This is a genomic window from Curtobacterium sp. S6 (assembly GCF_000710345.2).
Lineage (GTDB): Bacteria > Actinomycetota > Actinomycetes > Actinomycetales > Micrococcaceae > Rothia.
In genome coordinates, this window is record NZ_KL537414.1 from 291,011 (window position 1) to 313,390 (window position 22,380).

Annotated in this window: 16 protein-coding genes; 11 read left to right on the forward strand and 5 right to left on the reverse strand. The window is 67.6% G+C overall.

Annotated elements, in window-relative coordinates:
• Window positions 1-26: 26 nt before the first annotated feature.
• The 3 genes from CURSPS6_RS10700 to CURSPS6_RS10710 are packed head-to-tail and all read right to left on the reverse strand — an operon-like array spanning window position 27 to window position 2,810.
• Window positions 27-806, reverse strand: coding sequence for an SDR family oxidoreductase (locus CURSPS6_RS10700; RefSeq protein WP_030016062.1), 780 nt, complete (start codon window positions 804-806; stop codon window positions 27-29).
• On the reverse strand, window positions 803-1,483 hold the full coding sequence (locus CURSPS6_RS10705; protein WP_235503756.1) for an isochorismatase family protein: 681 nt from the start codon (window positions 1,481-1,483) through the stop codon (window positions 803-805). The genes CURSPS6_RS10700 and CURSPS6_RS10705 overlap by 4 nt, the downstream gene beginning before the upstream one ends.
• Window positions 1,484-1,520: 37 nt before the next feature.
• Window positions 1,521-2,810, reverse strand: coding sequence for an enterochelin esterase domain-containing protein (locus CURSPS6_RS10710; protein WP_030016065.1), 1,290 nt, complete (start codon window positions 2,808-2,810; stop codon window positions 1,521-1,523).
• Window positions 2,811-3,089: 279 nt separating this feature from the next.
• Here CURSPS6_RS10710 and CURSPS6_RS10715 point away from each other — a divergent pair, with 279 nt between their 5' ends.
• The 6 genes from CURSPS6_RS10715 to CURSPS6_RS10740 all read left to right on the forward strand — a co-directional run bounded on the left by CURSPS6_RS10715 (window position 3,090) and on the right by CURSPS6_RS10740 (window position 12,122).
• A complete protein-coding gene (locus tag CURSPS6_RS10715) occupies window positions 3,090-4,184 on the forward strand; it encodes a heme/hemin ABC transporter substrate-binding protein (protein ID WP_235503757.1) in 1,095 nt (364 codons plus the stop codon).
• A 6-nt stretch (window positions 4,185-4,190) separates the two neighbouring features.
• Complete coding sequence (locus CURSPS6_RS10720; protein ID WP_035811077.1) at window positions 4,191-5,252, forward strand: FecCD family ABC transporter permease; 1,062 nt, start codon at window positions 4,191-4,193, stop codon at window positions 5,250-5,252.
• Window positions 5,249-6,007 (forward strand): heme ABC transporter ATP-binding protein, encoded by a 759-nt coding sequence (locus CURSPS6_RS10725; RefSeq protein WP_030016068.1) that lies wholly within the window; start codon window positions 5,249-5,251, stop codon window positions 6,005-6,007. The genes CURSPS6_RS10720 and CURSPS6_RS10725 overlap by 4 nt, the downstream gene beginning before the upstream one ends.
• A 76-nt stretch (window positions 6,008-6,083) precedes the next feature.
• Window positions 6,084-7,826, forward strand: a complete 1,743-nt coding sequence (locus CURSPS6_RS10730) for a (2,3-dihydroxybenzoyl)adenylate synthase (protein WP_030016069.1) — start codon at window positions 6,084-6,086, stop codon at window positions 7,824-7,826.
• 37 nt (window positions 7,827-7,863) lie between these two features.
• Window positions 7,864-8,097 (forward strand): phosphopantetheine-binding protein, encoded by a 234-nt coding sequence (locus CURSPS6_RS10735; RefSeq protein ID WP_030016070.1) that lies wholly within the window; start codon window positions 7,864-7,866, stop codon window positions 8,095-8,097.
• Window positions 8,094-12,122, forward strand: a complete 4,029-nt coding sequence (locus CURSPS6_RS10740) for a non-ribosomal peptide synthetase (protein WP_051687929.1) — start codon at window positions 8,094-8,096, stop codon at window positions 12,120-12,122. The genes CURSPS6_RS10735 and CURSPS6_RS10740 overlap by 4 nt, the downstream gene beginning before the upstream one ends.
• Here the strand turns inward: CURSPS6_RS10740 and CURSPS6_RS10745 are convergent.
• A complete protein-coding gene (locus tag CURSPS6_RS10745) occupies window positions 12,082-12,903 on the reverse strand; it encodes a serine hydrolase (RefSeq protein WP_051687930.1) in 822 nt (273 codons plus the stop codon). The genes CURSPS6_RS10740 and CURSPS6_RS10745 overlap by 41 nt on opposite strands.
• 49 nt (window positions 12,904-12,952) lie before the next feature.
• Window positions 12,953-14,932: an acyltransferase family protein gene (locus CURSPS6_RS10750; RefSeq protein ID WP_051687931.1), complete on the reverse strand. Its 1,980-nt coding sequence runs from the start codon at window positions 14,930-14,932 to the stop codon at window positions 12,953-12,955.
• Window positions 14,933-15,121: 189 nt separating this feature from the next.
• On the opposite strand from CURSPS6_RS10750, the gene dapB reads away from it, so the two are divergent.
• The 5 genes from dapB to CURSPS6_RS10775 all read left to right on the forward strand — a co-directional run bounded on the left by dapB (window position 15,122) and on the right by CURSPS6_RS10775 (window position 22,342).
• On the forward strand, window positions 15,122-15,877 hold the full coding sequence (gene dapB, locus CURSPS6_RS10755; protein WP_030016075.1) for a 4-hydroxy-tetrahydrodipicolinate reductase: 756 nt from the start codon (window positions 15,122-15,124) through the stop codon (window positions 15,875-15,877).
• Complete coding sequence (locus CURSPS6_RS10760; RefSeq protein ID WP_051687932.1) at window positions 15,878-16,498, forward strand: hypothetical protein; 621 nt, start codon at window positions 15,878-15,880, stop codon at window positions 16,496-16,498.
• A 21-nt stretch (window positions 16,499-16,519) separates the two neighbouring features.
• The gene (gene dapA, locus CURSPS6_RS10765) at window positions 16,520-17,449 is read left to right on the forward strand and encodes a 4-hydroxy-tetrahydrodipicolinate synthase (RefSeq protein ID WP_030016079.1); all 930 of its coding nucleotides are present in this window, start codon (window positions 16,520-16,522) and stop codon (window positions 17,447-17,449) included.
• 49 nt (window positions 17,450-17,498) lie between these two features.
• Window positions 17,499-19,205 carry a ribonuclease J gene (locus CURSPS6_RS10770; protein ID WP_030016082.1) on the forward strand — a complete coding sequence of 569 codons (1,707 nt, stop codon included), beginning with the start codon at window positions 17,499-17,501 and terminating at the stop codon, window positions 19,203-19,205.
• A gap of 119 nt (window positions 19,206-19,324) precedes the next feature.
• Window positions 19,325-22,342: a DNA translocase FtsK gene (locus CURSPS6_RS10775; protein ID WP_030016084.1), complete on the forward strand. Its 3,018-nt coding sequence runs from the start codon at window positions 19,325-19,327 to the stop codon at window positions 22,340-22,342.
• Window positions 22,343-22,380: the final 38 nt, after the last annotated feature.

Below are 22,380 nucleotides of genomic sequence, written 5' to 3' on the forward strand. Positions count from 1 at the left end.
GGAAGGGAGCGCCCGGGGGTGAACGCTCACCTCTGGGTTGCTCCTCCGTCGACGGTCAGCTCGGTCGCGGTGATGTGGGCCGCGCGGGGTGAGAGCAAAAACTCGACGACCTCCGCGATGTCTTCGGGATCGGCCACGCGGCCTAGCGGTATGCCCGCGCGGTACAGCGACGGGTCGCCGGCGATGGCTTCGGCGGACCGATCCGCCCCGGCCCACAGGGCATCGACCATGGGCGTCCTCGTGGTGCCGGGATTGACCACGGCGCAGCGGATGCCTCGCGGCCCGATCTCGAGCCCGAGACTGCGCGTGTAGTGAGAGGCGAAGGCCTTGCTCGCGCCGTAGGCGGCAAATCCGGCCCGGGGTCCCGTCCCCGCGTTCGAGGCGATCGTGAGGATGGTCCGTTCCGGCCGGGCACCCGGGCGGTGGCCGCCCTGGCGCATCATGGCGCGGGCGACGGCCGAGGACACGTTGACAACCCCCAACGCGTTGACCTCGATCATCCGCCGGATCTGATCCTGAGACAGCTCCACGGCCGCGCCGGTCGCGATGACTCCCGCCGCGTTGACCACGGCCCGTAGCCGATGTGATGCGGCGAGGTCCTCGATCAGCCGGTCCACGGCCGCCTGATCCGTGATGTCGAGGTCGAGATGCTTGATGCCGTCCTCACGAGCCGGCGCGACCCGGTCCACCGAAACGACCTCGGCGTGCCCGTGGTCCGAGGCTCGCTGCTCGATCAGGCGCGCGACGCAGCGGCCTATGCCGCCGCTGCCGCCGGTCACGATGACGACATCGGGGCGAGGCGTCACGAGACCACCCCCTCGTCCAGGGCGCGTTGGCCGCTGAGGGCGGCGTCGACGTCGCGGCTGGTGCAGGCCTGCCCGCAGCACGAGGCGACGTAGTCGACGGCCATGCGATGCCGCTCGGGGGAGAAATCCGCCTGGGCATCCGCCACGAAAAATACCTGGAAGCCGTGCATGAAGGCGATGAGGGCCGTGGTCAGGCAGCCGATGTGGGAGTACACCCCGGTGATGACGAGCTGATCCCTTCCGGCATTGCGCATCCGATGTTCCAGATCGCTGCGATAGAACGCGCTGTACCGCCACTTGGTGAGCACGACGTCGTCCTCGCGCGGGGCGAGCTCCTCGACGATGCGCGCTGAATCCCGGGTGGTCATCCCGGGACCCCAAAAGTCGGTCAGGAGCCCCCGGTCCTCGGGGGCCTGACCCGGCGGTTGCGCCGTGTAGGCGACGGGAACCTCGACACGCCGACAGGTGCGCAACAGCGCGGCGATCTCGTCGATCGCCGTCTCTATCTGGGACTCGGGGGCTCGGTCAAAGGCCCGGACAAAGTGGTTCTGCATGTCGTGTACCAACAGAAGCGCCCGGGCCGGGTCCAGCCGCCAGCTGGTCCGGTTGGCCCAGGTCGGCTCCGGACCGAGGCGATAGGACGGGATGATCGGCAATGCCAACTGATTCTCCTCCACGGTAGGAATTCCTGGGGGTCCCTGGGCCATGACGAGGTCATCGAGCCTCACCCAACGCCGCTTCGAGGCCGTCGAAGAGGGCCTCCCGCCACCAGGCAAAATCGTGACCCCCGGGGTACATCCGCGAGGATGCGGCCCACCCCCGCTGCCTCACCACCCGGTCGAGGGCGTGGACGTGGGAAATCGAGGGTCCTTCCAGACTGCCGACCGCCAGGGAGACGGAGACGTCGTGAACGGCACCCTCCGAAAATCGACGGACGATCCAGTCCTCCTCGGGAACGGACCCCAGGTCTTTGGGTTTGGACGTGCCATCGGGGGTCCACCACATCGAGGGCGAGTGGGACAGTACGTGCGCACAGGCCCGCGGAAATTCGAGCGCGCAGACCAGGGCCGAAAGCCCTCCGAGGCTCTGCCCCGCGATGACCCGCTCGGCCCTCCCGGGCGGGACGAAACCCGCCGCGACGATGGAGGACACGGCCCAGGGAACGGATGATCCGACGACGCTGCCGAGGAAATCGGAATTCGCGCCGAGGCTTGCGATGCGATCTGCCGTGCTCTCGTTGGCAATTCCGAGAACCGCCAGCGGGGGCAGCCGGCCCGTTTGGACGGCCGCCTCGAGGGCCCGGGGGAGATCCAGGCGGCCGAACCAGGTCTCGGCGTCGAAGATGGTCAGCAGGGGGAGGGGGCCGGACCTCCCCGTGGTCGTGCCGGAAGGCGGCAGATACAACCAGTGGGGCCGCGTGCGGTCGCCGTCGCGTGCGGTCAGGCGGCGCGCCTCACGCCGGACCTGACCGGCTAAGGGCCGGCGGGAGTGGTCGCACCATTCGGGTTGGGGAGAGGCCTGCGGGCCGTGGAGCAGCGACAGCCCCTTGTCACCCGAGCGGACCAGGGGCGGGGTGGGATTGAAGGGGTCGAGAAATCGGTCGTAGGCATCGAACCGCGGCGGCCCCGGACGCGGTGATTCGCCCGGGCCCAGCGGGGTGAATCCGTAGCTGACGCTCAGATCAGGGTCGAGGTCGAGGGTTCGCACCCAGATGTCCGTGCCCGGGACGTGGCGCATGTACCCGTTCTCGTAGCGGTGTTTATCGGTGACCCGGTTCATGGACAGATGCACCGCGGTGGACCCGTCCGATCGGTCCCGGGCGTGGGGCCCCCGCCACACGAAGGTCGTGGATCGAGGATCGCGGCCCCTGAGGGGAGTCCCGCTCTCGGCGACGGACCTCCAGAATTCTTCGGTTTCCCCGGGCCCGGCCTGGGACAAAGCGCTCGCGATGGAGCGTTCGTCGGTCCACGCGCCGTCCCGACGAGCAGGGGGGATGGTGTTCATGGGGAGGATCCTTGTCCTGGTCACGGCATCGTGTCGACCACCCGAGGCGCCCCACGAATTACGCTACAAAAAACTAACCGAATATCCCGGGCCCTTCAAGTCCGAACAACGCGTCCGGGCGCAATTCCCGTCATCAAGCGTCGTCGTGCCGGAAGGTTCAGATATCGTGGACATTCGACCAAGGCTTTGGTTAGCCTTCTCAAAGGTGTGAGCGAGGGTGACTTGCCACGCCGTCATTCGCCCCCCCGAAAAGGCCGTCCGGCCAAGAAATGAGGAACCATGTCCAGCAAGCTCGCGAACCCCTCGTCCGATCGCGGCCGCGTCGGGATGCGAGGCCTGCGGGCCTCGGGTGCCGCCGCGGCCCTGAGCGTGGGATTGCTCGTGATGACCGGGTGTGGTTCCTCGGATTCGGCCGCGTCTTCGTCGAGCTCGGCGTCCTCCTCGGCGGGCGGCGAGCACAGCGAGGACCTGAAGCTGCCCGCGGGGTGGAAGCACGCGGTCGGCACCACCGACTTCCAGGGAATTCACGCGGAGACCAAACTCCCGACCACGGTGACGGACGCAACCGGAGCCAGCGTGACGGTCACGGACGATTCCAAGATCATTTCCGCCGGTGACGGCATCTCCTCGACCCTCGAGGCGCTGGGCCTGAAGGACAAGATCTACGCCGCGTCGAAGGACAGCACCTCCCCGGCCGGCAAGGACGCCCCCGAACACTTCGAATACACCAAGCAAACCGGGACCGAGGGCCTTCTCGCCCTGGACGGAACGCTGTTCATTGGGGATAACACCAAGAGGCACGGTTCGGTGGCACAGCAGTTCCGCGACGCGGGAACGCCGGCCGTGGTCGTGGACGACCAGGCGACGCAGAGCGAAAAGCTTCAGGCCGTGGCGGATTACGTCGGAGCCCACGACGCCGGAGTGAAGCTCGTCGACTCCGTGGAAAAAGACATGGCCAAGGCCAAGGACACCGTGAAGGACCACGGCCTGCAGGGCCATAGCGTCATTCAGATCACCGCGACGGGAGCGGGCGGGGCCAATTCCGTCGCCGGAACCGGAACCCCCGGAACGGAAATGATCGAGAGCCTCGGCATGACATCGGTGGGTGCCGAGAGCGGGCTTCGCGGTCTGTCGAGGGAATTCAGCAACGAAGGAATCCTGGCCTCGGATCCGGACGTCATCGTCATGGCCGAGTCCGACTACCAGAAGTGGGGCGGAGAAGACGGCGTGTGGGAGGCCTTCCCGACGTTGAAGGAGACCAAGGCCGGAAAGGCGGGAAAGATCATCGTCATGCCCGACGCCCAGATCCGGTACTCGAGCCCGGAGATCGGCGCCGGCGCGCAGGCCCTGGCCCGGGCGATCTCGGAGAACTGATCGCAGATGAGTTCCGTCCGTTCCTCCGCCGTCGCCGAGGAAGTCCGCCGCCTTCCCCTGCCCGTCACCCTGATCGTGGGGTTGGTGGTCTTGGCGGGGCTCGTGGTGGTCGCGATATCCGTCGGGCCCCTCCGGGTTCCGCTGGGGGAGGTGTGGCACATCCTGATGTCGCCGCCGATCCTCGGCGGGGACGACTCCATCAGCCAGCGGGACGCCTCCGTCGTGTGGAAGCTGCGGGTTCCCCGGACCCTCTTGGCGGTCGTCGTCGGGGCCTCCCTCGCCGTCGCGGGGGCCTCTCTGCAGAGCCTCTTCAATAACCCGCTGGCGGATCCCGGAATCGTGGGGGTCACCAGCGGCGCCTCGGTGGGAGCGGTCGGGGCCATCGTGCTCGCCGGCGGATTCGCGACCCAGTGGGTCGTGCCGCTCGGGGCCTTCGTCGCGGGGCTCGGGGTGACCGGGCTGATTTACGTCCTGGCCCGACCGGGCCGGACCACCGGGACCGCGCGCATGTTGCTGGTCGGCATCGCGGTGGGGTCCGCCTGCCAGGCCCTCGTGGGGTTCTTCACCTATATCGCCGACGACTCCCAGCTTCAGACGCTGGTGTTCTGGCAGATGGGTTCGCTCGGGCGCGCGGATTGGCCGCAGCTGATCGGAGTCGCACCGATTTTCGTCGTCGGGATGCTCTTGGTGCTTCGGCTGTCCACGACGTTGGACGTCCTGACCCTTGGCGAGCGCCAAGCGCAGCATTTGGGCCTGAACGTCGCCGTCAGCCGGCTCCTCATCGTGGCCACCACGGCCCTGTTGACGGCGGCGGCGGTGGCCTTCGCCGGGTCCATCGGATTCGTGGGGTTGGTGGTTCCGCACATCATGCGTTTCGTGGTGGGCCCGGGGCACAAGGCGTTGCTTCCGGCCTCGGCCGTCGCGGGTGCGATCCTCGTGGTCGCGGCCGACGCGGCCGCGCGGACCATTAACCCGCCGACCGAGATTCCGATCGGGCTGTTCACCGCGGCGGTCGGAGCGCCGTTCTTCCTGTTCCTGATCCTGCGCGAGAAGAGGAGGATCGCATGATCCGGGTCGACTCGGTCAGCTACCGCATCGGGAAGAAGACCCTGGTGGATGGCGTCAGCTTCGAGATTTCGCCGGGGACCTTCACCGCGATCATCGGGCCCAATGGGGCCGGTAAATCCACGATGCTCGGGCTCCTGTCCGGGGATCACCAACCCAGCGACGGCACGGTCTTTCTGCGCGACCGTGCGGCGGGCCGTTGGCGGCCCCTCGAGTTGGCCCGGGAGCGGGCCGTCATGTTGCAGCAGCAGACCACGCACTTTTCCTTCAGCGTCCACGAGGCGGTCGAGATGGGCCGCTTACCCCACGACGTCGACCGCGAACGGGACCGCCGGGTGGTCGACGAGGCCCTCGAGGATTCCGGCCTCACTCCGCTCAGGAAGCGTGACGTCACGACGCTTTCCGGAGGCGAGGGGGCCCGCGTCGGGTACGCGAGGGCGACCGCCCAGGAAACCCCGATTCTGCTCCTGGACGAGCCGACGGCCGCCCTGGACCTTCACCACCAGGAAAAACTCCTGCGCTCGGCCAAGAAGCGGGCCGAGGACGGGGCCGCCGTGGTCGTCGTTCTTCACGACCTCAACCACGCCTCGCGCTACGCCGACCGGATCCTGATGTTCGACGGCGGCCGCCTGGTCGCCGACGGCCCGCCGGGGCACGTGCTGACCCCGGAGCGCATCGACGACGTGTACCACCAGCCCGTGTGCCGGCTGACGCACCCGCAGACCGGGGACCCGGTGCTGATACCGATGCACGACTGATCTCCCGCGAACCACGACGGATGAGGGGACGCTCCCGGGGCGCCCCCACGCTTGCTACGACGAAAGAAGCTCACCGATGATCACGAGTTCAGGGCACAACCGGAGCGACCTGGCCGATTTCCCTGGAATGCCCGAAGAATGGGCGGAAAAATACCGCCGCGCGGGCTACTGGATCGACGAGACGATTCAGGAATTCCTCCTGGACCGTCTTCGGCGACATGCCGACCGCACGGCGGTGGTGGGCCTGAGCGCCCGCGAGATCGACGCTGGGCACGCCCGGACCGTCCGATGGACCTACGGCCGGTTGGAGACCGAGGCGAGGTCCGCGGCCGCGATGCTCGAGGCGGAGGGCGTCCGGGCGGGGCACAGGGTTCTGCTCCAGCTGCCGAATACCGTGGAATATATGGCCTACATGGTGGGCACTTTTCTGCTCGGTGCCCTCCCGGTCTTCGCTCTGCCCAAGCATCGAGCCCGGGACCTGGGCCACTTCGCGCGGAGAACCGACGCCGCGGCGCACGTCGTGTGCCAGGGCGCCGAGGGCGGCGATTACCTCGCGGCATACCGGCGGTACGCCGCGGAGATGACGGCGGAGGGCCTGGAACCGCCCGTGTTGATCGACGCGAGCGGCCGGATCGAGGCATCGTTGCCCGGCGTCGTCGTGGCCCCGGACACGGTGAAGCCCCTGGTCACGTTGCCGGCGCCGCTCCGCAACAGGGGAGCCGAACGCCTCAGCGAAAACGTCGCCTTCCTGCAACTGTCCGGGGGAACCACCGGGTTGTCGAAATTGATTCCTCGGACGCACGCCGACTACCTGTATTCGGTCCGCGAATCGACCAGGATCTGCGGGCTGGACGAGCGAAGCGTGATGCTGGCCGTGCTCCCGGCCGCCCACAACTTCACGATGAGCTCGCCCGGAATCCTCGGAGTGGTCGATGCCGGGGCCACGCTCGTCCTCGCGGCGGATGCCAGCCCGCAGACCTCCTTCCGGCTGATCGAGGCCGAGGGCGTGACCGTGACGTCCCTCGTCCCGCCGCTTCTCCAGGCCTGGATCCTCTCGGCCGAACGCCGTCGCCCGAACCTCGGGACCTTGGAGAAAATCCAGGTGGGTGGCGCAAAACTCGCCCCCAGCATCGCCGCCAGGGTGAACCGGGTGCTCGGGGCACGGCTCCAGCAGGTTTTCGGGATGGCCGAGGGGCTGGTCAACTACACGCGGGACGACGACGCCGAGGATCTCGTGATCCATACCCAGGGCCGTCCGATCAGCCCCGACGACGAAATCATGATCCTGGACGACCAGGACACGCCGGTGCCCGACGGGGTCGCGGGGCACCTGGTGACCCGCGGTCCCTATACGATCCGGGGATATTACCTGGAGGAGCACGCCAACCGCCTCGATTTCACCGACGACGGTTTCTACCGGACGGGCGATATCGTCCGGAGGCACCCCTCCGGCCACCTCGAGGTCACGGGCCGGGCGAAGGACCAGATCAACCGGGCGGGCGAGAAAATCGCGGTGGACGAGATCGAGAACCTGGCGCTCACGGCCGAGGGCGTCGCCGACGCCGTGGTGGTCGGCATCCCGGATGACGCCGTGGGGGAGAGGGTCGGTCTCGTCGTTCTTCCCCACTCCGGCCACTCGTTCGGGCCGGATCCCCGGGCGCATTTCCGCGAATTCTTCCGACGGCGCGGGGTCTCGGAATTCAAGATTCCCGAGCGGGTCGAGGTCCGAGACAGCCTGCCGACCACGAGTGTCGGAAAGATCTCTCGACGTCACCTGCGCGCCGCACTTGCCCGGGAGATGACGGCGGCCCGCGCCTGATGCCCGGAAGATTTCGAGAATAATCCAAGGAGAACTCATGATTGACGACACGACTCTCAAAAACATCCTCGCCCCTCACCTGGGGGAAGACGGCGCGCTGGAGGCCGCCTTCGCCGATCCGGACGCCGACCTCGTCGAGCTCGGCCTGGATTCCCTGTCGTCCTTCGCCCTGATCGACGACCTTCAGGAGCACGGGGTCACGGTGGAATTCACCGAACTGATCTCGACGCCGACCCTGAATTTTCTGCGCGAGGCTTCCGAACGCGCATGACGGCCTCGCACCACGAATTCTCCGCCTGGTGCCCGCTGACCGCCGCGGCCCGGGAAATAGCCCTGGCTCATCACCTCGATCCGGACAACCCGTGCTTCAACACCGCCGAGTGCGTCGAGCTGGACGGACACGTCGACGTCGAGGCTCTGCGGGATGCCCTGCGCCTCGCGTACACGGAGCATCCCACGTTGAGGGCCGAGGTTGCCCGGGGCGGAGCCGGATTTTCCTGGCGGTCCGTGGAGCCTTCGAGGTTCCTCGACCGTATCGAGATTCTGCCCCGGGTCCGGATCGAGGCGAGCCCGGAGGCCGCACGGAAGGCCGTGCTCGGGTGGTGCTCTGAAGCCGCCGCCCGTCCGCTGGATCCGGCAACCGGCAGAACGGTCGCCTCGGCGTTGCTCGACTGCGGCGGACGCCTCTGGCTCTACCACTGCGTGCATCACCTGGTCGCGGACGGATTCGCGGTCTTTGAATTCCTCCGGAGGGTGGGCCAACTCTACGGGCGCCTGGCCTCGGGCCTCCGGATCGTCCCCGAGATCCGGCCGGGTCTGGACGAGCTCGCGGAACAGGATCGGAGGGACGCCCCTCAAGCTGCCGCCGATGTGGCCGCCTGGACGGACCGGCTCACCGCCGAGGGAACGGAGGAAGACTACTCCCTGGCCCAACGATCGGCCCCGCCCTCGCCCGCCGCCCACCGGACCGACCTGGTGATCGACGCCGACCTTCAGAGGCTCTTGGCCGAGGCCGGGAGGTCAAGCGGTGACCGGTGGCCGACCGTCGTGATCGCCGCGGCGGGCTCGTATCTCGCCCGAGCCCTCGGCAGGCAATCGGCGAGGTTCGGGGTTCCCCAGATGAATCGGGCTCTTCCCGGAGGCCAGCGCGTCACGGCGAGGGCTGCCTGCACGGCCGTCACCGTCTTGCCCGTGCGGGTCGCGGCGGCCGGCCCGGCGGCCGAGCAACTCGCGGAGGTCAGGCGGCAGCTGGCCTTCAGCAGGAGGCACGGGCTGGCCCGCCACGAAGATCTGGAGCGCTGGTGCTCGACGGCCCACGGCCGGCTGTTCGGGGCCCAGATTAACGTGATTCCTTTCGACGCGGTCGTGCACTTCGGGCAGATCGCGGCGCCCATCCACAACGTCACGGCCGGACCCGTCCCGGACCTGACCGTCTGCGTCAGGGGCCTGCCCGGCAAGGGCCACCACCTGAGCCTGGAGGTCACCGGAAATCCGGCGCTCTACACGCGAGACGACGTCTCGCGTCATGCGTGCCGACTGCGTCGTTGGCTCGGCCAGTGGGCCCGGGTGGCCGCCGGGGACGGGGACACCACGAGACTCGATCAGGCGTTGCCGGAAGAGCTCGAAACGCTCCGAGCTTTCAACCGGACCCGACGGCACCATCGGCCACGCACCCTGTTCTCCCGATTCGAGGAGCAGAGCCAACGGACCCCGCACCGGACCGCGGTGATCGAAGGCCCGGCCTACGCGGCGGGTTCGGGCTTCGGCGGTCGCCGGATCACCTACGCGGAGCTGCGCGAGACGGCCCGGGCGGTGGCCGCGAACCTGGAAGCGGCGGGCGTTCGTCCCGGGCAAACGGTCGCCCTGAGAACCGATCGAGGCCTAGAGCAGTTCGGGCTTCTCTACGGCCTGATGTACGCGGGCGCGGTGTACCTGCCGATCGATCCCTCCCTGCCCGCCCGCCGCGTCGCGGACATGCTCGAGGACGCCGACGGCGCCTTCCTGATCGAGGGGCCGGGCCTGCCTCGGCTGAGGTTTCCCGCGGGCACGGCGAACAGCCTCGTGCGACTGGCCGGGGAGCAGCTCTTGCGGGGATTCGAGGGCGCCTCGGCGCTCGCCGCGGGGCACCGATCGGCCCCCGCCGGGCACACGGTCGAGCCGAGGGATCGCGCGTATATTCAGTTCACCTCTGGCTCGACGGGTCGTCCCAAGGCGGTGCCGATCACTCACGAGGCATTGGACCATCGCTTGCGGTGGCAGCAGCACCTGATGCCCCTGGGCCCGTCGGATCGGGTCGTTCACAAGACCGCGATCTCTTTCGACGTGCACGTGTGGGAGCTTTACTGGCCGCTCCAAGAAGGCGCGGCGGTCGTGATCGCGGCCCCCGAGGGGCATAAAGACCCGGAGTACCTGGCACGGCTCATGACCCAGGCCGGGGCAACATGCCTCCACTTCGTCCCGACCATGCTGTCGGCCTTCCTCGCCTCGCCGGCGGCGCGCCGTATCCTGTCCGCCCACACCCACCGCCCCACGTACGTGGTGTGCAGCGGCGAGGCCCTGACCCGGGATCACGTGCGGGGCGCACGGGAGCTCCTCGGCACGTTTCCGCTGAACCTCTACGGACCCACCGAGGCCACGATCGACGTGACCTCGTGGGATACGTCCGCCGACCCCGAGGCCGCGGTCGTGCCGATCGGGCGGCCGGCATGGAACACCCGCTGCCACGTCGTGGACCGCGCGGGCCATCTCTGCCCACCCGGGATCCCCGGGGAGCTGTGCCTGTCCGGGACCCAGATCATGGAGGGATACCTCAACCGGCCGGACGCCGACGCCGCGGCCTTCGAGATGCTCCGATACGGAACGGGGGAGACCGCCACGAAGGTCTACTGCACCGGGGACCTCGCCGTCTGGAGACAAGACGGAGTGCTCGAGTATCGCGGCCGCCTCGATCACCAGGTCAAGATCCGGGGCCAAAGGCTGGAACTCGGAGAGGTCGAGTCCGTCCTGGCCGACGCCCCCGGGGTTGGGGCCGCGGCGGTCCTGGTTCACGGCTCCGGCGGGCAGCAGATTCTCGTGGCTTATCTGCAGGGAGACGGTCGAGACCCGGAGGTTCTCCTTGACGGCGCCCGGCGTCACGCCGAGGCGAGGCTGCCGACCTACATGATTCCGAGCCTCTGGGACGCCGTCGAGGACATGCCCGTCACGACCAACGGGAAGACCGATCGGAGGGCGCTCGCGTCGAGGCCGGTGGCGCCGTCGGAGTCCGGCGGAGGCCCGGAAAGCCTCCTGGAAGAGCGGATGTGCGCGCTGTTTGCGGAGGTGCTCGGGCTGCGGTCCGTCGGGCGGGACACGGATTTTTTCTCGGCCGGAGGCGCGTCCCTCTCGGCGCTCGAGCTGTGCGCTCGCATCGAAGAGCACCTGGGCGAGGAATGTTCCCTCGCGCAGGTCTTCGCGCACCCCACCCCGCGGGCACTGACCGGCGCCCTCGGGGGTGCGGCCTCCGACGGGTTCGACAGCCGCCTGCTCTTGCGCCGCGGCACGGACCCGACGGCGCGGCCCATCGTCTTTCTGCCGCCGGCGGGCGGGTTGGGCTGGTGTTACGCCGCGTTGTTGCGTGAGCTTGAGCCCCGTAGAACGATCTGGGCCCTTCAGGACCGGAGGTTCTCCGAGCCCGAGGCGAGGTGGCCGACCGATATCGGGGCGCTCGCGGAGGAGTACCTCGACTCTCTGGCCTCGATCGCTCCCTCGGGGTGCGTTCTCGCGGGCTGGTCCGTGGGTGGAATAGCCGCCGCGGAGGTCGCCTCGAGGGCCGCCGGCCGAGGCATCCCGCTCGAGCGCGTCGTGCTCTTGGACGCCTACCCGCCGGCCTATTGGCGAACACGTGCCGAACCCGGCGATGCGGACCTCTGGATCGGGCTGATGCGCATGGGCGGAGTGGACCCTGTCATCCCGCCGACCAACCTCGAGGAAACCGTCGAGGCCCTCAGGGAACACGGCTCGGCCTTGGCGGCCTTGGACGATGAGGCCCTGCGAACCTGCATCGGCTCCGTGCGTCGGGCGATCGCGTACACGCGGGGGCGCGATACGACCCCGACGGACACGTCCGTGATCCTCTATGCGGCGAGGGCGAGCCTCGAGGACGGCGCGGACCCTGGCTCGTGGGGAGCCTTCGTGGGGGCCGTCGACCTTCGGGTCGTGCCGGGGGACCACGCCGCGATGTTCGCCGGGGACAACCGGCGACTCGTCGCGGAGGCGCTCAACGGCGATCCTCCGGCCTCCGGGACCCTCCCCGGGTGAGGCCGAGGGCCGTGACCAAGGAGTGGATGGCCTCGTCCGCGGCGTCCTGCTGGTAGCCCCTCGTGCACACCGCGAGAAAACGGCAATCGGGGGATTCGGGGTCGCCGATGTACGCGACGTCGTGCCGGTACCCGGGGACCTCGCCCGATTTCGACCCCCAGCGCCGACCACCGGGCAGGGCCTCGCCGATCGGTGCCATGCGTTGTTGCTCCAAGATGGAGCGGAAGAATCCGACCATTTCCGGAGGCAAGGGTGCGCGGTCCCCGACGCGGCCGCTCGTCGTCGCTCGCAGGAGGCTCACCAGGTCCGCGGGGCTCGTCTCGTTGGTCAGGCCCCGGGCCGAGGCGGACTCGTCACCGATCAACCGTTCGACCCGGGTGTCGACCAGGCTGGCATCGGCCACGATCTCGGCGATGGCGTCCAGGCCGACGGCGCGCATCATGATGTTCGTCGCCTCGTTGGAGGATCGGGAGATCATCCCGAGCAGCAGGTCGGTCAGGGCCACTCGTGCGCCCGGGGGCGGGAACTCGGCGTCCAGATGGTCGCCGGTCAGCGTGAATTCGGCCCCGTCGGATCCGCGGAAGGTGCGCGTGGCCGGGAACTCGCGATCGAGGGCCATCTCGCCCTCGTGGACCGCGTACCCCACGGCCAGAAGCACGGCGAGTTTGATGGTCGACGCCGCGTAGAACCGCGACCGAGCCCCTCGGTGGGCGAGGGCGGCGCCCCGCGAATCCGCGAGCACAAAGGCTATTTCGGGCGTGGTCAGGGGGTAGTTCGCCATGCCCCGAAATTAGCAGGGATTGTCTGCGCCGGTCACGGCACACCTGCGGTCAGCCCTGCGCGGGGGCCCCGGGGGACGGCGTGGGGCTTGCCTGAACCGCCGGGGCGTCCGGGGTAAGCCTCGCCAAGGTGTCCTTGGCCCGTTGCACGGCGTCGGCCACCGTGCTCGCGTATAGGTCCTGGCCGGCCGGTTCGGGATGGACCCCGTCGGAGACCAAGAGTTCCGGCCGGCCGTCCGAGGCCTTGGCCCAGTCCGCGACCACGAGCTTGTCGTTCTTGGCGGCGGCCTCGCGGATGGCGCGATTGGATTGATCGACCCACCCCAGGTTCGCCGGGGCCTGCCCCGTGACGAGGACCACCTCCCGGACCTGGCCCGACTCGGCGATGTGAGAGAGCTGATCGATGTCGCCCTGGGTCATCTCGGCGTTCGTGGACAGCGAGATCACGACGATCCGCCCGAGGGTTCCCCGGTCGAGCCGCTCGCGGGCGAGGTCGATACCCGCGCCGACGTTGCGGCTCACCGCCGCGTCGATATCGATCCCGGGCATCTGGTCTTGGAGCGACGTCGCGGCCGCGAGGGTCACCGAGTCGCCGATCATCGTGACGTCTTGCCCTCCGGGCTTCGGGTGGTACGGCTCGGGCGCGGTTTCGGAAGGTGAAGCGGACGGCGACGGCGTGGGCGACGGCCCGGAGCTGAGCGCGGCCTTCCCCTCGGCGACCACGGACTCGGCCTGGGTCATCTGCGGGGCATGGACGCACGCGACGACCGTCCCGGCGACGGACAGGATTCCCACGGTCGAGAAGCCGACGGCCACCCATCGGGCTCGGCCAGGCCGGGCGAGGGCTCGCGCCAGCGCGGCGGTCGCGCCGAGGAATCCGAGGCGACGAACCGGCTGCTCGAGCCAACGGTAGGACAGCGCGGCGATGATGACGGTCAGGAACAGCACCAGGCCGTTTCGGAGCTGCTCGGGGAAACCGGGCATCGAGTAGTGGGCCAGCGCCATGAGCGGCCAGTGCCACAGGTAGATGCCGTAGGACCGCGCCCCGATCCAGGTCAGGGGCCTCCACGACAGGAGCGCGCGGAGCCCTTCGGCCCCCGTGCCGCGAACATCGGGCAGGAGGCACTGGATCGCGCCCGCCCCAAGGATCGAGGCGGCCAGGAGGCCCCACGGCGCCAGAACCTTGGGGTTCTCTTCCGAGAGCACGGAGGCCAGCACGGGGAGAAGGACCAGGCTCGCCCAGCCGATGAGGATGCGCAGGACATTGCGGCCGGGGGAGTAATGCTCCTCGACCTTCCACACGCGCACCCCCGGGCGGGGCGGGTACATGCTCCAGGGAATGGACAGGGCCAACACGGCGCCGATCATCAGGCCGAAGGCGTGGGTGTCGAGGCCGTAATATCCGCGGGTCGTGTCGTTGTCGATCACGTTCCACACGATCATCGCCGCGACGGAGCCGACCCCCAGAAGGGCGGGCACCAGACGCCGCCGGAGCCAGGTGGTCAGGAACATGCACGAGACCACGAGGATGACGGGCCAGGCCAGGTAGAACTGCTCCTCGAGGGCGAGGGACCAGAAATTGGTGTAGAGCTCCGGGCTGGTTTGGGCGAAATAGTCGTTGCCCGCGGCGATGTTGGTCCAGTTGGACGTATAGGTCACGGCCCCCAGTACCTGCCGCGGCATTTCTACGAGGACGTCGCCACCGATGAGCAGCGCGAGGCTCGTGCACACGACGACGCACAGCACCATGGCCGGAACGAGGCGGCGGAGGCGTCGCATCCAGAACTGCGGCAGCCTCATGCGTTCCGTAAAGGCCGCCTCCTTGAGCAGCAGGGCGGTGATCAGATATCCGGAGATGACGAAGAACAGGTCGACGCCGATCAGACCTCCGGGAAGGGCCCGGGGCCAGAGGTGATAGACGATGACGGCGACGACGGCCACCGCGCGCAGGCCGTCGAGTCCGCGGAGGATGAATTTCCTCTCGGCGGCCTCGGGCGGCACGGACGAGGCGAAGGGAGTGGGGGAAGACATGTGGCCTTGGGGGTCCTGGGGAAGCGATGCGTGTGGTTCATGGTCTTCCGGCGGGGAAGGCGCATGGACTTCATGATATCCACCGCGCGAAACATCGGGGGGCCCTCCGCCGGTGGTGAGGCCTATCCCTCCACTCATTCAGCCCCTAGTCGTCGCGGGGTCCCTCGCGACGGCGATAGAGTGGGGCGCATGACTGACGTGATCAAGGTGGCCGTCCTCGGCGCCGCGGGCCGCATGGGTTCGCAGGCTGTCGACGCGGTGAGAACAGCAGAAGACATGGAATTGGTGGCCGCGCTCGGATCGAAGGATTCGATCGAGACCCTCGCGGATTCGGGGGCGGAGGTCGTCGTCGACCTGACCGTTCCGGATGTCACCGAGGCGCACGTCCACTACGCCGTCGAGCACGGCATGCACGCCGTGGTCGGCACGACCGGGTGGGACGAGGACAAGCTGGACCGGCTCACGGCATTGCTTCAGAAGCACCCGGAGACCGGCGTGCTCATCGCCCCGAACTTCGCGATCGGTGCCGTGCTGGCCGGAAAATTCGCCGCGACCGCGAGCAAGTACTTCGAATCGGTCGAGGTCATCGAGCTTCATCACCCGAATAAACTCGACGCGCCGTCGGGCACGGCCAAGCACACCGCCCGCGGGATCTCGCAGGCACGCCGCGAGGCCGGGGTGGGTCCCAGCCCGGATGCGACCCAGAGCGATCCCGAGGGCGCTCGCGGGGCCGTGATCGACGATGTTCACGTCCACGCCGTCCGGCTGCGCGGGCTCGTGGCCCACGAGGAAATCGTTCTGGGCGACGTCGGGCAGCAGCTCACCATTCGGCACGATTCATTTGACCGGATTTCGTTCATGCCCGGTGTCCTCTTGGGCGTCCGCACCGTGGGCGAGCGTCCCGGCCTGACCCACGGCCTCGACGGCTACCTGAACCTGGACTGAGTGGTGCGCGGACTCAAAATATTTACCGCGGTCGTCGCGGTCTTGGCCGCGATCAGCGTCTGGTTGTTGCCCCTTCCGAGCGGGACGCGGCTGTTCATCCTCGTGATCCTGGTCTTTAGCGCAGCGTTCGTGTTCGTGGATTCCACGCACAAGGGCAAGACTTTTGCCGCGGTCACCGTGGCCCTGCTGGCCCTGTACCTGGTGCTGACCCTTCAGCGGGGGATTCTGCTCGTCGCGGCCGGTAACGTCGCGGGCATCCTGTTAGGTGCGGCCCTCATCGTCCTGCCGCTCATCGGGGCCTGGGCCCTGATCCGGGAGGTTCTCTTCGGAATTCGCGTGCAACAATTGGCAACAATTCTGGCCAAAGAGGGCGGCCTGCCGGAGGACAACCTGCCGCGCACGGCCGCGGGAGGCATCGACCGGGCGGCCGCGGACGAGCAATTTCCTCAATTTCAACGCGAGGTTGAAGAGAATCCGGGGGATTGGCGCTCGTGGTTCAGGCTCTCCTGCGCGTACGACGCCGCGGGGGACCGCAAACGGGCGCGTCGATCGATGCGCGACGCCGTAGCACTGAACCGGGGACGCTCCGTGGGTGCGTTGTACCAGGGCGAAGAGGGCTGATTGTGCTGTAGCCTGGGGGATATGTCTGAGTCTTCGCGCGAGAACACCCCCACTGCACAGCCCTTGTTCGGTCGCTTGCTGACCGCCATGGTCACACCCTTCACGGAGGATGGCAGCGTCGACGAGGAGGCGACGGCCAAGCTGGCCGTCGAGCTCGTCGACCGAGGCAACGACGGCCTGGTCGTCTGCGGGACCACGGGCGAGTACTCGACCATGACGGACGAGGAGAACGCGAACGTTTTCCGCATCGTCAAGGAAGCGGTGGGTGAGCGAGCCTCGATCATCGCGGGAGTCGGTTCTAACGACACCGCGCACACCTTGCACGTCGCCTCCCTCGCGGAGGCGGTCGGCGTTGACGGACTCCTGGTCGTGACCCCGTATTACAATAAACCGACGCAGGCGGGTCTGCTGGCCCACTTCCGGACGGTGGCCGACGCGGTCAAGACTCCCATCATGCTCTACGACATTCCGGGTCGCGCCGGAATCGCGATCGCACCGGACACGATGGTTGCTCTGGCCGAGCATCCCAACATCGTGGCGGTCAAGGACGCCAAGGCGGATTTCGCCGCGGCGACCGAGGTCATGGCCCGGACCGACCTGCAGTTTTACTCGGGTGACGACGGCCTGACCTTGCCGTGGATGTCGATCGGCGCCCAGGGCCTGATCGGCGTCACGACCCACGTCGTGCCGGAGCAGTTCCGGAACCTCGTCGACGCCGTCGTTGCCGGCGATCTCGACACCGCGCGGGAGATTCATCGCGCGATTCATCCCGTCGTCACCGCGACCATGACCCGCGTTCCGGGCGCCGTGGCGGCAAAGACAATTCTTCAATGGCAGGGCCGGTTGGCATCCCGACGGGTGCGTCTGCCCCACGTTGTCCCCACCGAGGCAGAGACCGCTCAGATGCGATCCGACCTTGAGGGCACCGTGGCAGCCTCAAGCATTAGATAAACACGGTCGTCGCGTCACCGCGCGACCGTAACCATCAGAAAGGGGTCACGTGACCCAGATTCCTACAGATTTGCCCAAGCCTCCGAGGCTCCAGAAAGACACCCTGCGTGTCGTGCCGCTCGGCGGTCTGGGAGAAGTCGGCCGCAATATGACGGTCTACGAGATCAACGGCAAGCTCTTGATCGTCGACTGCGGTGTGCTCTTCCCGGAGGAAACCCAGCCCGGCGTGGACCTGATCCTGCCGGACCTCAACCACATCTTAAACCGTCTCGACGACGTCCTCGCGATCGTGCTGACCCACGGCCACGAGGACCACATCGGCGCCGTTCCGTATCTCCTCAAGCGCCGGCCGGATATTCCCCTCATCGGTTCGCAGCTGACCCTCGCCCTCGTGGAGGCAAAACTCCAGGAGCACCGGATCCGCTCGACCTCGATGGCTGTCGCGGAAGGCGACGTCGAGGATCTCGCCCCGTTCGAGTGCGAGTTCATTGCCGTGAATCACTCGATTCCGGATGCCCTCGCGGTCTTCATTCGCACGCCCGCCGGCAACGTGTTGCATACGGGCGACTTCAAAATGGATCAGTTGCCGCTCGACGGACGCATTACGGATCTGCGGCACTTCTCGCGCGTCGGGGAGGAAGGCGTGGACCTGTTCCTCCCGGACTCCACCAACGCGGAGGTCCCGGGATTCACACCCACCGAGAAAAACATCGGGCCGGTGCTCTCGGACGTTTTCCGTGACGCACCCAAGCGGATCATCGTGGCTTCCTTCTCCTCGCACGTTCACCGCGTGCAGCAGGTCATTGACGCCGCCGTGGAACGTGGCCGCAAGGTCGCTCTCATCGGGCGCTCCATGGTGCGCAACATGTCCATCGCGGAGAAGCTCGGTTACCTCCAGGTCCCGGAGAACGTGCTCATCGACATGAAGCACCTCGACGACTACCGGGACGACGAGGTCGTGCTCATGTGCACGGGCTCTCAGGGCGAGCCGATGGCTGCCCTGTCCCGTATGGCCAGCGGCGATCACCGGGTGCAGATCCAGGAAGACGACACGATCGTGCTCGCCTCCTCGTTGATCCCGGGCAACGAAAACAGCGTGTTCCGCATCATCAACGGTTTGCTGAAGCTCGGCGCCAACGTGATCCACAAGGGCAATGCCAAGGTGCACGTCTCGGGCCACGCCGCCGCGGGGGAGTTGCTCTACTGCTACAACATCCTCGAGCCCGGATACGTCATGCCGGTGCACGGTGAGGTTCGACACCTGATCGCCAACGGCAAGCTGGCGATGGAGACCGGCGTGCCGGAGGAGAACGTGCTCCTCGGCGAGTCGGGTGTGGTCGTGGACATGAAGAACGGCCAGGCCAAGATCGTCGGAGCCGTGGACTGCGGTTACGTGTACGTCGACGGTAAGTCCGTGGGCGAAATCACCGACCAGGACCTCAAGGATCGCCGGACCCTCGGCGAAGAAGGCTTCGTCTCGATCGTGATCGTCGTCGATCGCGCGACCAAGCGCGTCGTGGCGGGACCGGATGTCCACGCCCGCGGCGTGGCGGAGGACGACTCCGTCTTCAAGCCGATGATCCCCAAGATCACCGAGGCCCTGGAAGAGGCCCTGCAGGAGAAGAACTCCAAGCGGGTCAGCAATCACCAGATGCAGCAGATCGTGCGTCGGACCATCGGCCAGTGGATCGGTCGTAAGCTGCGCCGCAAGCCGATGATCATCCCGGTCGTCGTGGAGGCCGGCAAGAACAAGTAAAAAACGGTTCATCCCCAGGCGCAGTCGGCGCTGGGGTTCTGGGGGCGGTATCCACCTCGGCGTGCGGTTTTGACCGCACGTGAGTGTGGGTTCCGCCCTCATCGTTTACCCTGGAACATATGGCGACTCGAACTTCCCCCACCCCGAAAAAGGGCGCCTCGCAGTCGCGACGTTCGTCGGGCGGCACCACCAAGGCCGCCAATCGATCCTCGCGTGCGAGCACCAACGCACCCGACCAGCCCAATTGGATCATCCGGGCCATCGTCGGTGCGTGGGTCGGTTGCGCCCATGTGGTCGGCGGTGCCACGCGCCGCATCGGAACCCTCCGGACCTCACTGGACCCTGAAGAGCGTCGCGACGGCGGCGCGCTGCTGATGTTGCTCCTCGCGCTCATCACGGCCGCGGTCGAATGGTGGTCGCTGGCCTCGGTAGGCGTTCAGGCGGTGTCGTGGCCGGCAACGGCCTGGCACGCCGTGGTCGCCGGAACCTTTGGGCACATGGCTCTCGTCGCACCGGTATTGCTGGGCGGGTTCGCGATCCGCGCCTTCCGGCATCCCACCGAGATGGGCGCAAACAACCGTATCGCCGTGGGCCTGTTGCTCATGGTCATCTGCGGCTCGGCGCTCTTCGACATCGCGGCCGGTTCGCCCAGTATCGATGGTGGGCTCGACGGCGTTCGACGTGGCGGCGGGATCGTGGGTCTCCTGGCGGGGGCCACGGCCGGCAAGCTCATCACGGTGCCCGGCGTGGTGGTCGTGCACATCCTCCTTCTGCTGATCTCGATCCTCATCGTGACCGCGACCCCGATTCGCCAGATCGGTCCCAAGATCAAGGGGGCCTTCGGCCGCCTGATGGGGGAGAAGCCCGCATCATCGCAGACCGACGTCACGGCCGCGGATCACGACCGTAGCTATCTCGACGAACGCCATCATCCCGAGCCACAGCCCAAGGCCAAGAAATCCCTGTTCGGTCGGCGCCGGAAGGGCGCGCCGGAGGATGACCAGCTGGATCTTTACGACGGAGACGAGGCCTTCGCCCGTGCCGTCGTCGACGAAGATGGCAGCCGCCCCGATCCCCACGGCGGCCGGATCGACGGGGCCACCACGGAACTCTTCGATCATTCGTCGGGCAAGGCGCCGTCGCGCAAGGCACAACGCAAGAAGTCCGAGCTGTTTGACCTCGGAAAATTCAATCGTGCCCGTGCCGTCAGGGGAGAGCCCGTCCAGGAGCCTGCCCCGTCCGAAGAGCAGATGGACCAGACTCGCTTGTTGGATTCCCCGACGGCCGACGCGACGGAGGTCCTGCCGACCTCAGAGGACACGCCCCGCAAGGGCCGGCCGGCCGAGACGAAAAATCTGTCGACGCCCGATTCGGGCGCCAGTGGGAAGCTGCACGCACCGTCCGAGGGAGTCTCTCCGATCGTGGAGAAGGCCGACCCGGAAGAGGCCAAGACGCACGGGGTCTCCGCCATCGAGCCCACGGACGAGAACCTGCCGCACGCTCAACCGCAGACCGGCGCCGCCCGCGAGGCCGCGCTGTCCACGACCAATTACGCCCTCCCGATGCAGAAGATGCTGATCCAGGGGCCGCCCGCCAAGGAGCGCTCGGAGGTCAACGATTCCGTCGTCCGCGCCCTGACCAATGTCTTGGAACAGTTCAAGGTCGATGCGGAGGTCACCGGATTTTCGCGCGGCCCGACCGTGACCCGCTACGAGATCGAGCTCGGCTCGGGCACCAAGGTCGAACGCGTCACGGCGCTGTCCAAAAACATTTCTTACGCGGTGGCCAGTGCCGACGTGCGAATCCTCTCGCCGATTCCCGGCAAGTCCGCCATCGGCATCGAGATCCCCAATACGGATCGCGAAACCGTCGCGCTCGGTGACGTCCTGCGGTCCCAGAAGGCACACGCTTCGCCGCACCCCATGGTCATGGGCGTCGGCAAGGACGTCGAGGGTGGATACGTCGTGGCCAACCTCGCGAAGATGCCCCACATGCTCGTCGCGGGTGCCACGGGCGCCGGTAAGTCCTCCTTCGTCAACTCCATGATCACCTCGATCCTGATGAGGGCCACGCCCGACGAGGTCCGCCTGGTCATGGTCGACCCCAAACGCGTCGAGCTGACAGCGTATGAGGGCGTGCCGCACCTGATCACCCCGATCATCACGAACCCGAAGAAGGCCGCCGAGGCCCTCCAGTGGGTCGTCCGCGAGATGGACGCCCGCTACGACGACCTCTCGCATTTCGGGTTCAAGCACATCGACGACTTCAACAAAGCCGTGCGCGAGGGAAAGGTCCAGCCGGAACCCGGGTCGCAGCGGAAGATCAGGCCGTATCCGTACCTGTTGGTCATCGTGGATGAGCTTGCCGACCTCATGATGGTCGCGCCGCGCGACGTCGAGGACGCGATCGTCCGCATCACGCAGCTCGCCCGTGCCGCCGGCATCCACCTGGTTCTCGCGACGCAGCGGCCTTCCGTGGACGTCGTCACCGGCCTGATCAAGGCGAATGTTCCCTCCCGCATGGCCTTCGCTACCTCGTCCGTCACGGACTCCCGGGTCGTGCTTGACCAGGCCGGCGCCGAGAAGCTCATCGGCCAGGGCGATGCGCTGTTCCTGCCGATGGGCGCCTCGAAGCCGATGCGTGTGCAAGGTGCGTGGGTCACCGAATCCGAAATCCACGACATCGTCGAGCACGTCAAGACGCAGATGCCGGTCAGCTACCGCGCGGACGTGATTCAGGATCAGCCCAAGAAACAGATCGACGAAGACATCGGAGACGACCTCGACGTCCTGTTGCAGGCCGCCGAGCTGATCATCAATTCGCAGTTTGGTTCCACCTCGATGCTTCAGCGCAAGTTGCGCGTCGGCTTCGCCAAGGCCGGACGCCTGATGGACCTGCTCGAATCGCGGGAGATCGTGGGCCCGTCGGAGGGTTCCAAGGCGCGCGATGTCTTGGTTGCTCCCGACGACCTGCCGAACGCGTTGGCCCGGCTCCGAGGCGAAGAGCCGCCGGAACCGAGCGGCGGATCCGCGGGGTCGGATCCCGTGGAAGAATCCTTGAAGGACGTCGCGACCGAGTACCACGATCAGGCGGACGAGCCGAGCGGCGAAGACGCCTGGCAACTCACCGGTCGGTGAGCCGAGGCCACATCCCCTCCCCGGGGGACCAGCGATGA

Bases quoted from the DNA above. Each gene is read 5' to 3' on its own strand.
- CURSPS6_RS10715 (WP_235503757.1), top strand. From the start codon at position 3,090: ATGTCCAGCAAGCTCGCGAACCCCTCGTCCGATCGCGGCCGCGTCGGG.
- dapA (WP_030016079.1), top strand. From the start codon at position 16,520: ATGTCTGAGTCTTCGCGCGAGAACACCCCCACTGCACAGCCCTTGTTC.
- dapB (WP_030016075.1), top strand. From the start codon at position 15,122: ATGACTGACGTGATCAAGGTGGCCGTCCTCGGCGCCGCGGGCCGCATG.
- CURSPS6_RS10730 (WP_030016069.1), top strand. From the start codon at position 6,084: ATGATCACGAGTTCAGGGCACAACCGGAGCGACCTGGCCGATTTCCCT.
- CURSPS6_RS10735 (WP_030016070.1), top strand. From the start codon at position 7,864: ATGATTGACGACACGACTCTCAAAAACATCCTCGCCCCTCACCTGGGG.
- CURSPS6_RS10775 (WP_030016084.1), top strand. From the start codon at position 19,325: ATGGCGACTCGAACTTCCCCCACCCCGAAAAAGGGCGCCTCGCAGTCG.
- CURSPS6_RS10750 (WP_051687931.1), bottom strand. From the start codon at position 14,932: ATGTCTTCCCCCACTCCCTTCGCCTCGTCCGTGCCGCCCGAGGCCGCC.
- CURSPS6_RS10720 (WP_035811077.1), top strand. From the start codon at position 4,191: ATGAGTTCCGTCCGTTCCTCCGCCGTCGCCGAGGAAGTCCGCCGCCTT.
- CURSPS6_RS10725 (WP_030016068.1), top strand. From the start codon at position 5,249: ATGATCCGGGTCGACTCGGTCAGCTACCGCATCGGGAAGAAGACCCTG.
- CURSPS6_RS10740 (WP_051687929.1), top strand. From the start codon at position 8,094: ATGACGGCCTCGCACCACGAATTCTCCGCCTGGTGCCCGCTGACCGCC.
- CURSPS6_RS10745 (WP_051687930.1), bottom strand. From the start codon at position 12,903: ATGGCGAACTACCCCCTGACCACGCCCGAAATAGCCTTTGTGCTCGCG.
- CURSPS6_RS10710 (WP_030016065.1), bottom strand. From the start codon at position 2,810: ATGAACACCATCCCCCCTGCTCGTCGGGACGGCGCGTGGACCGACGAA.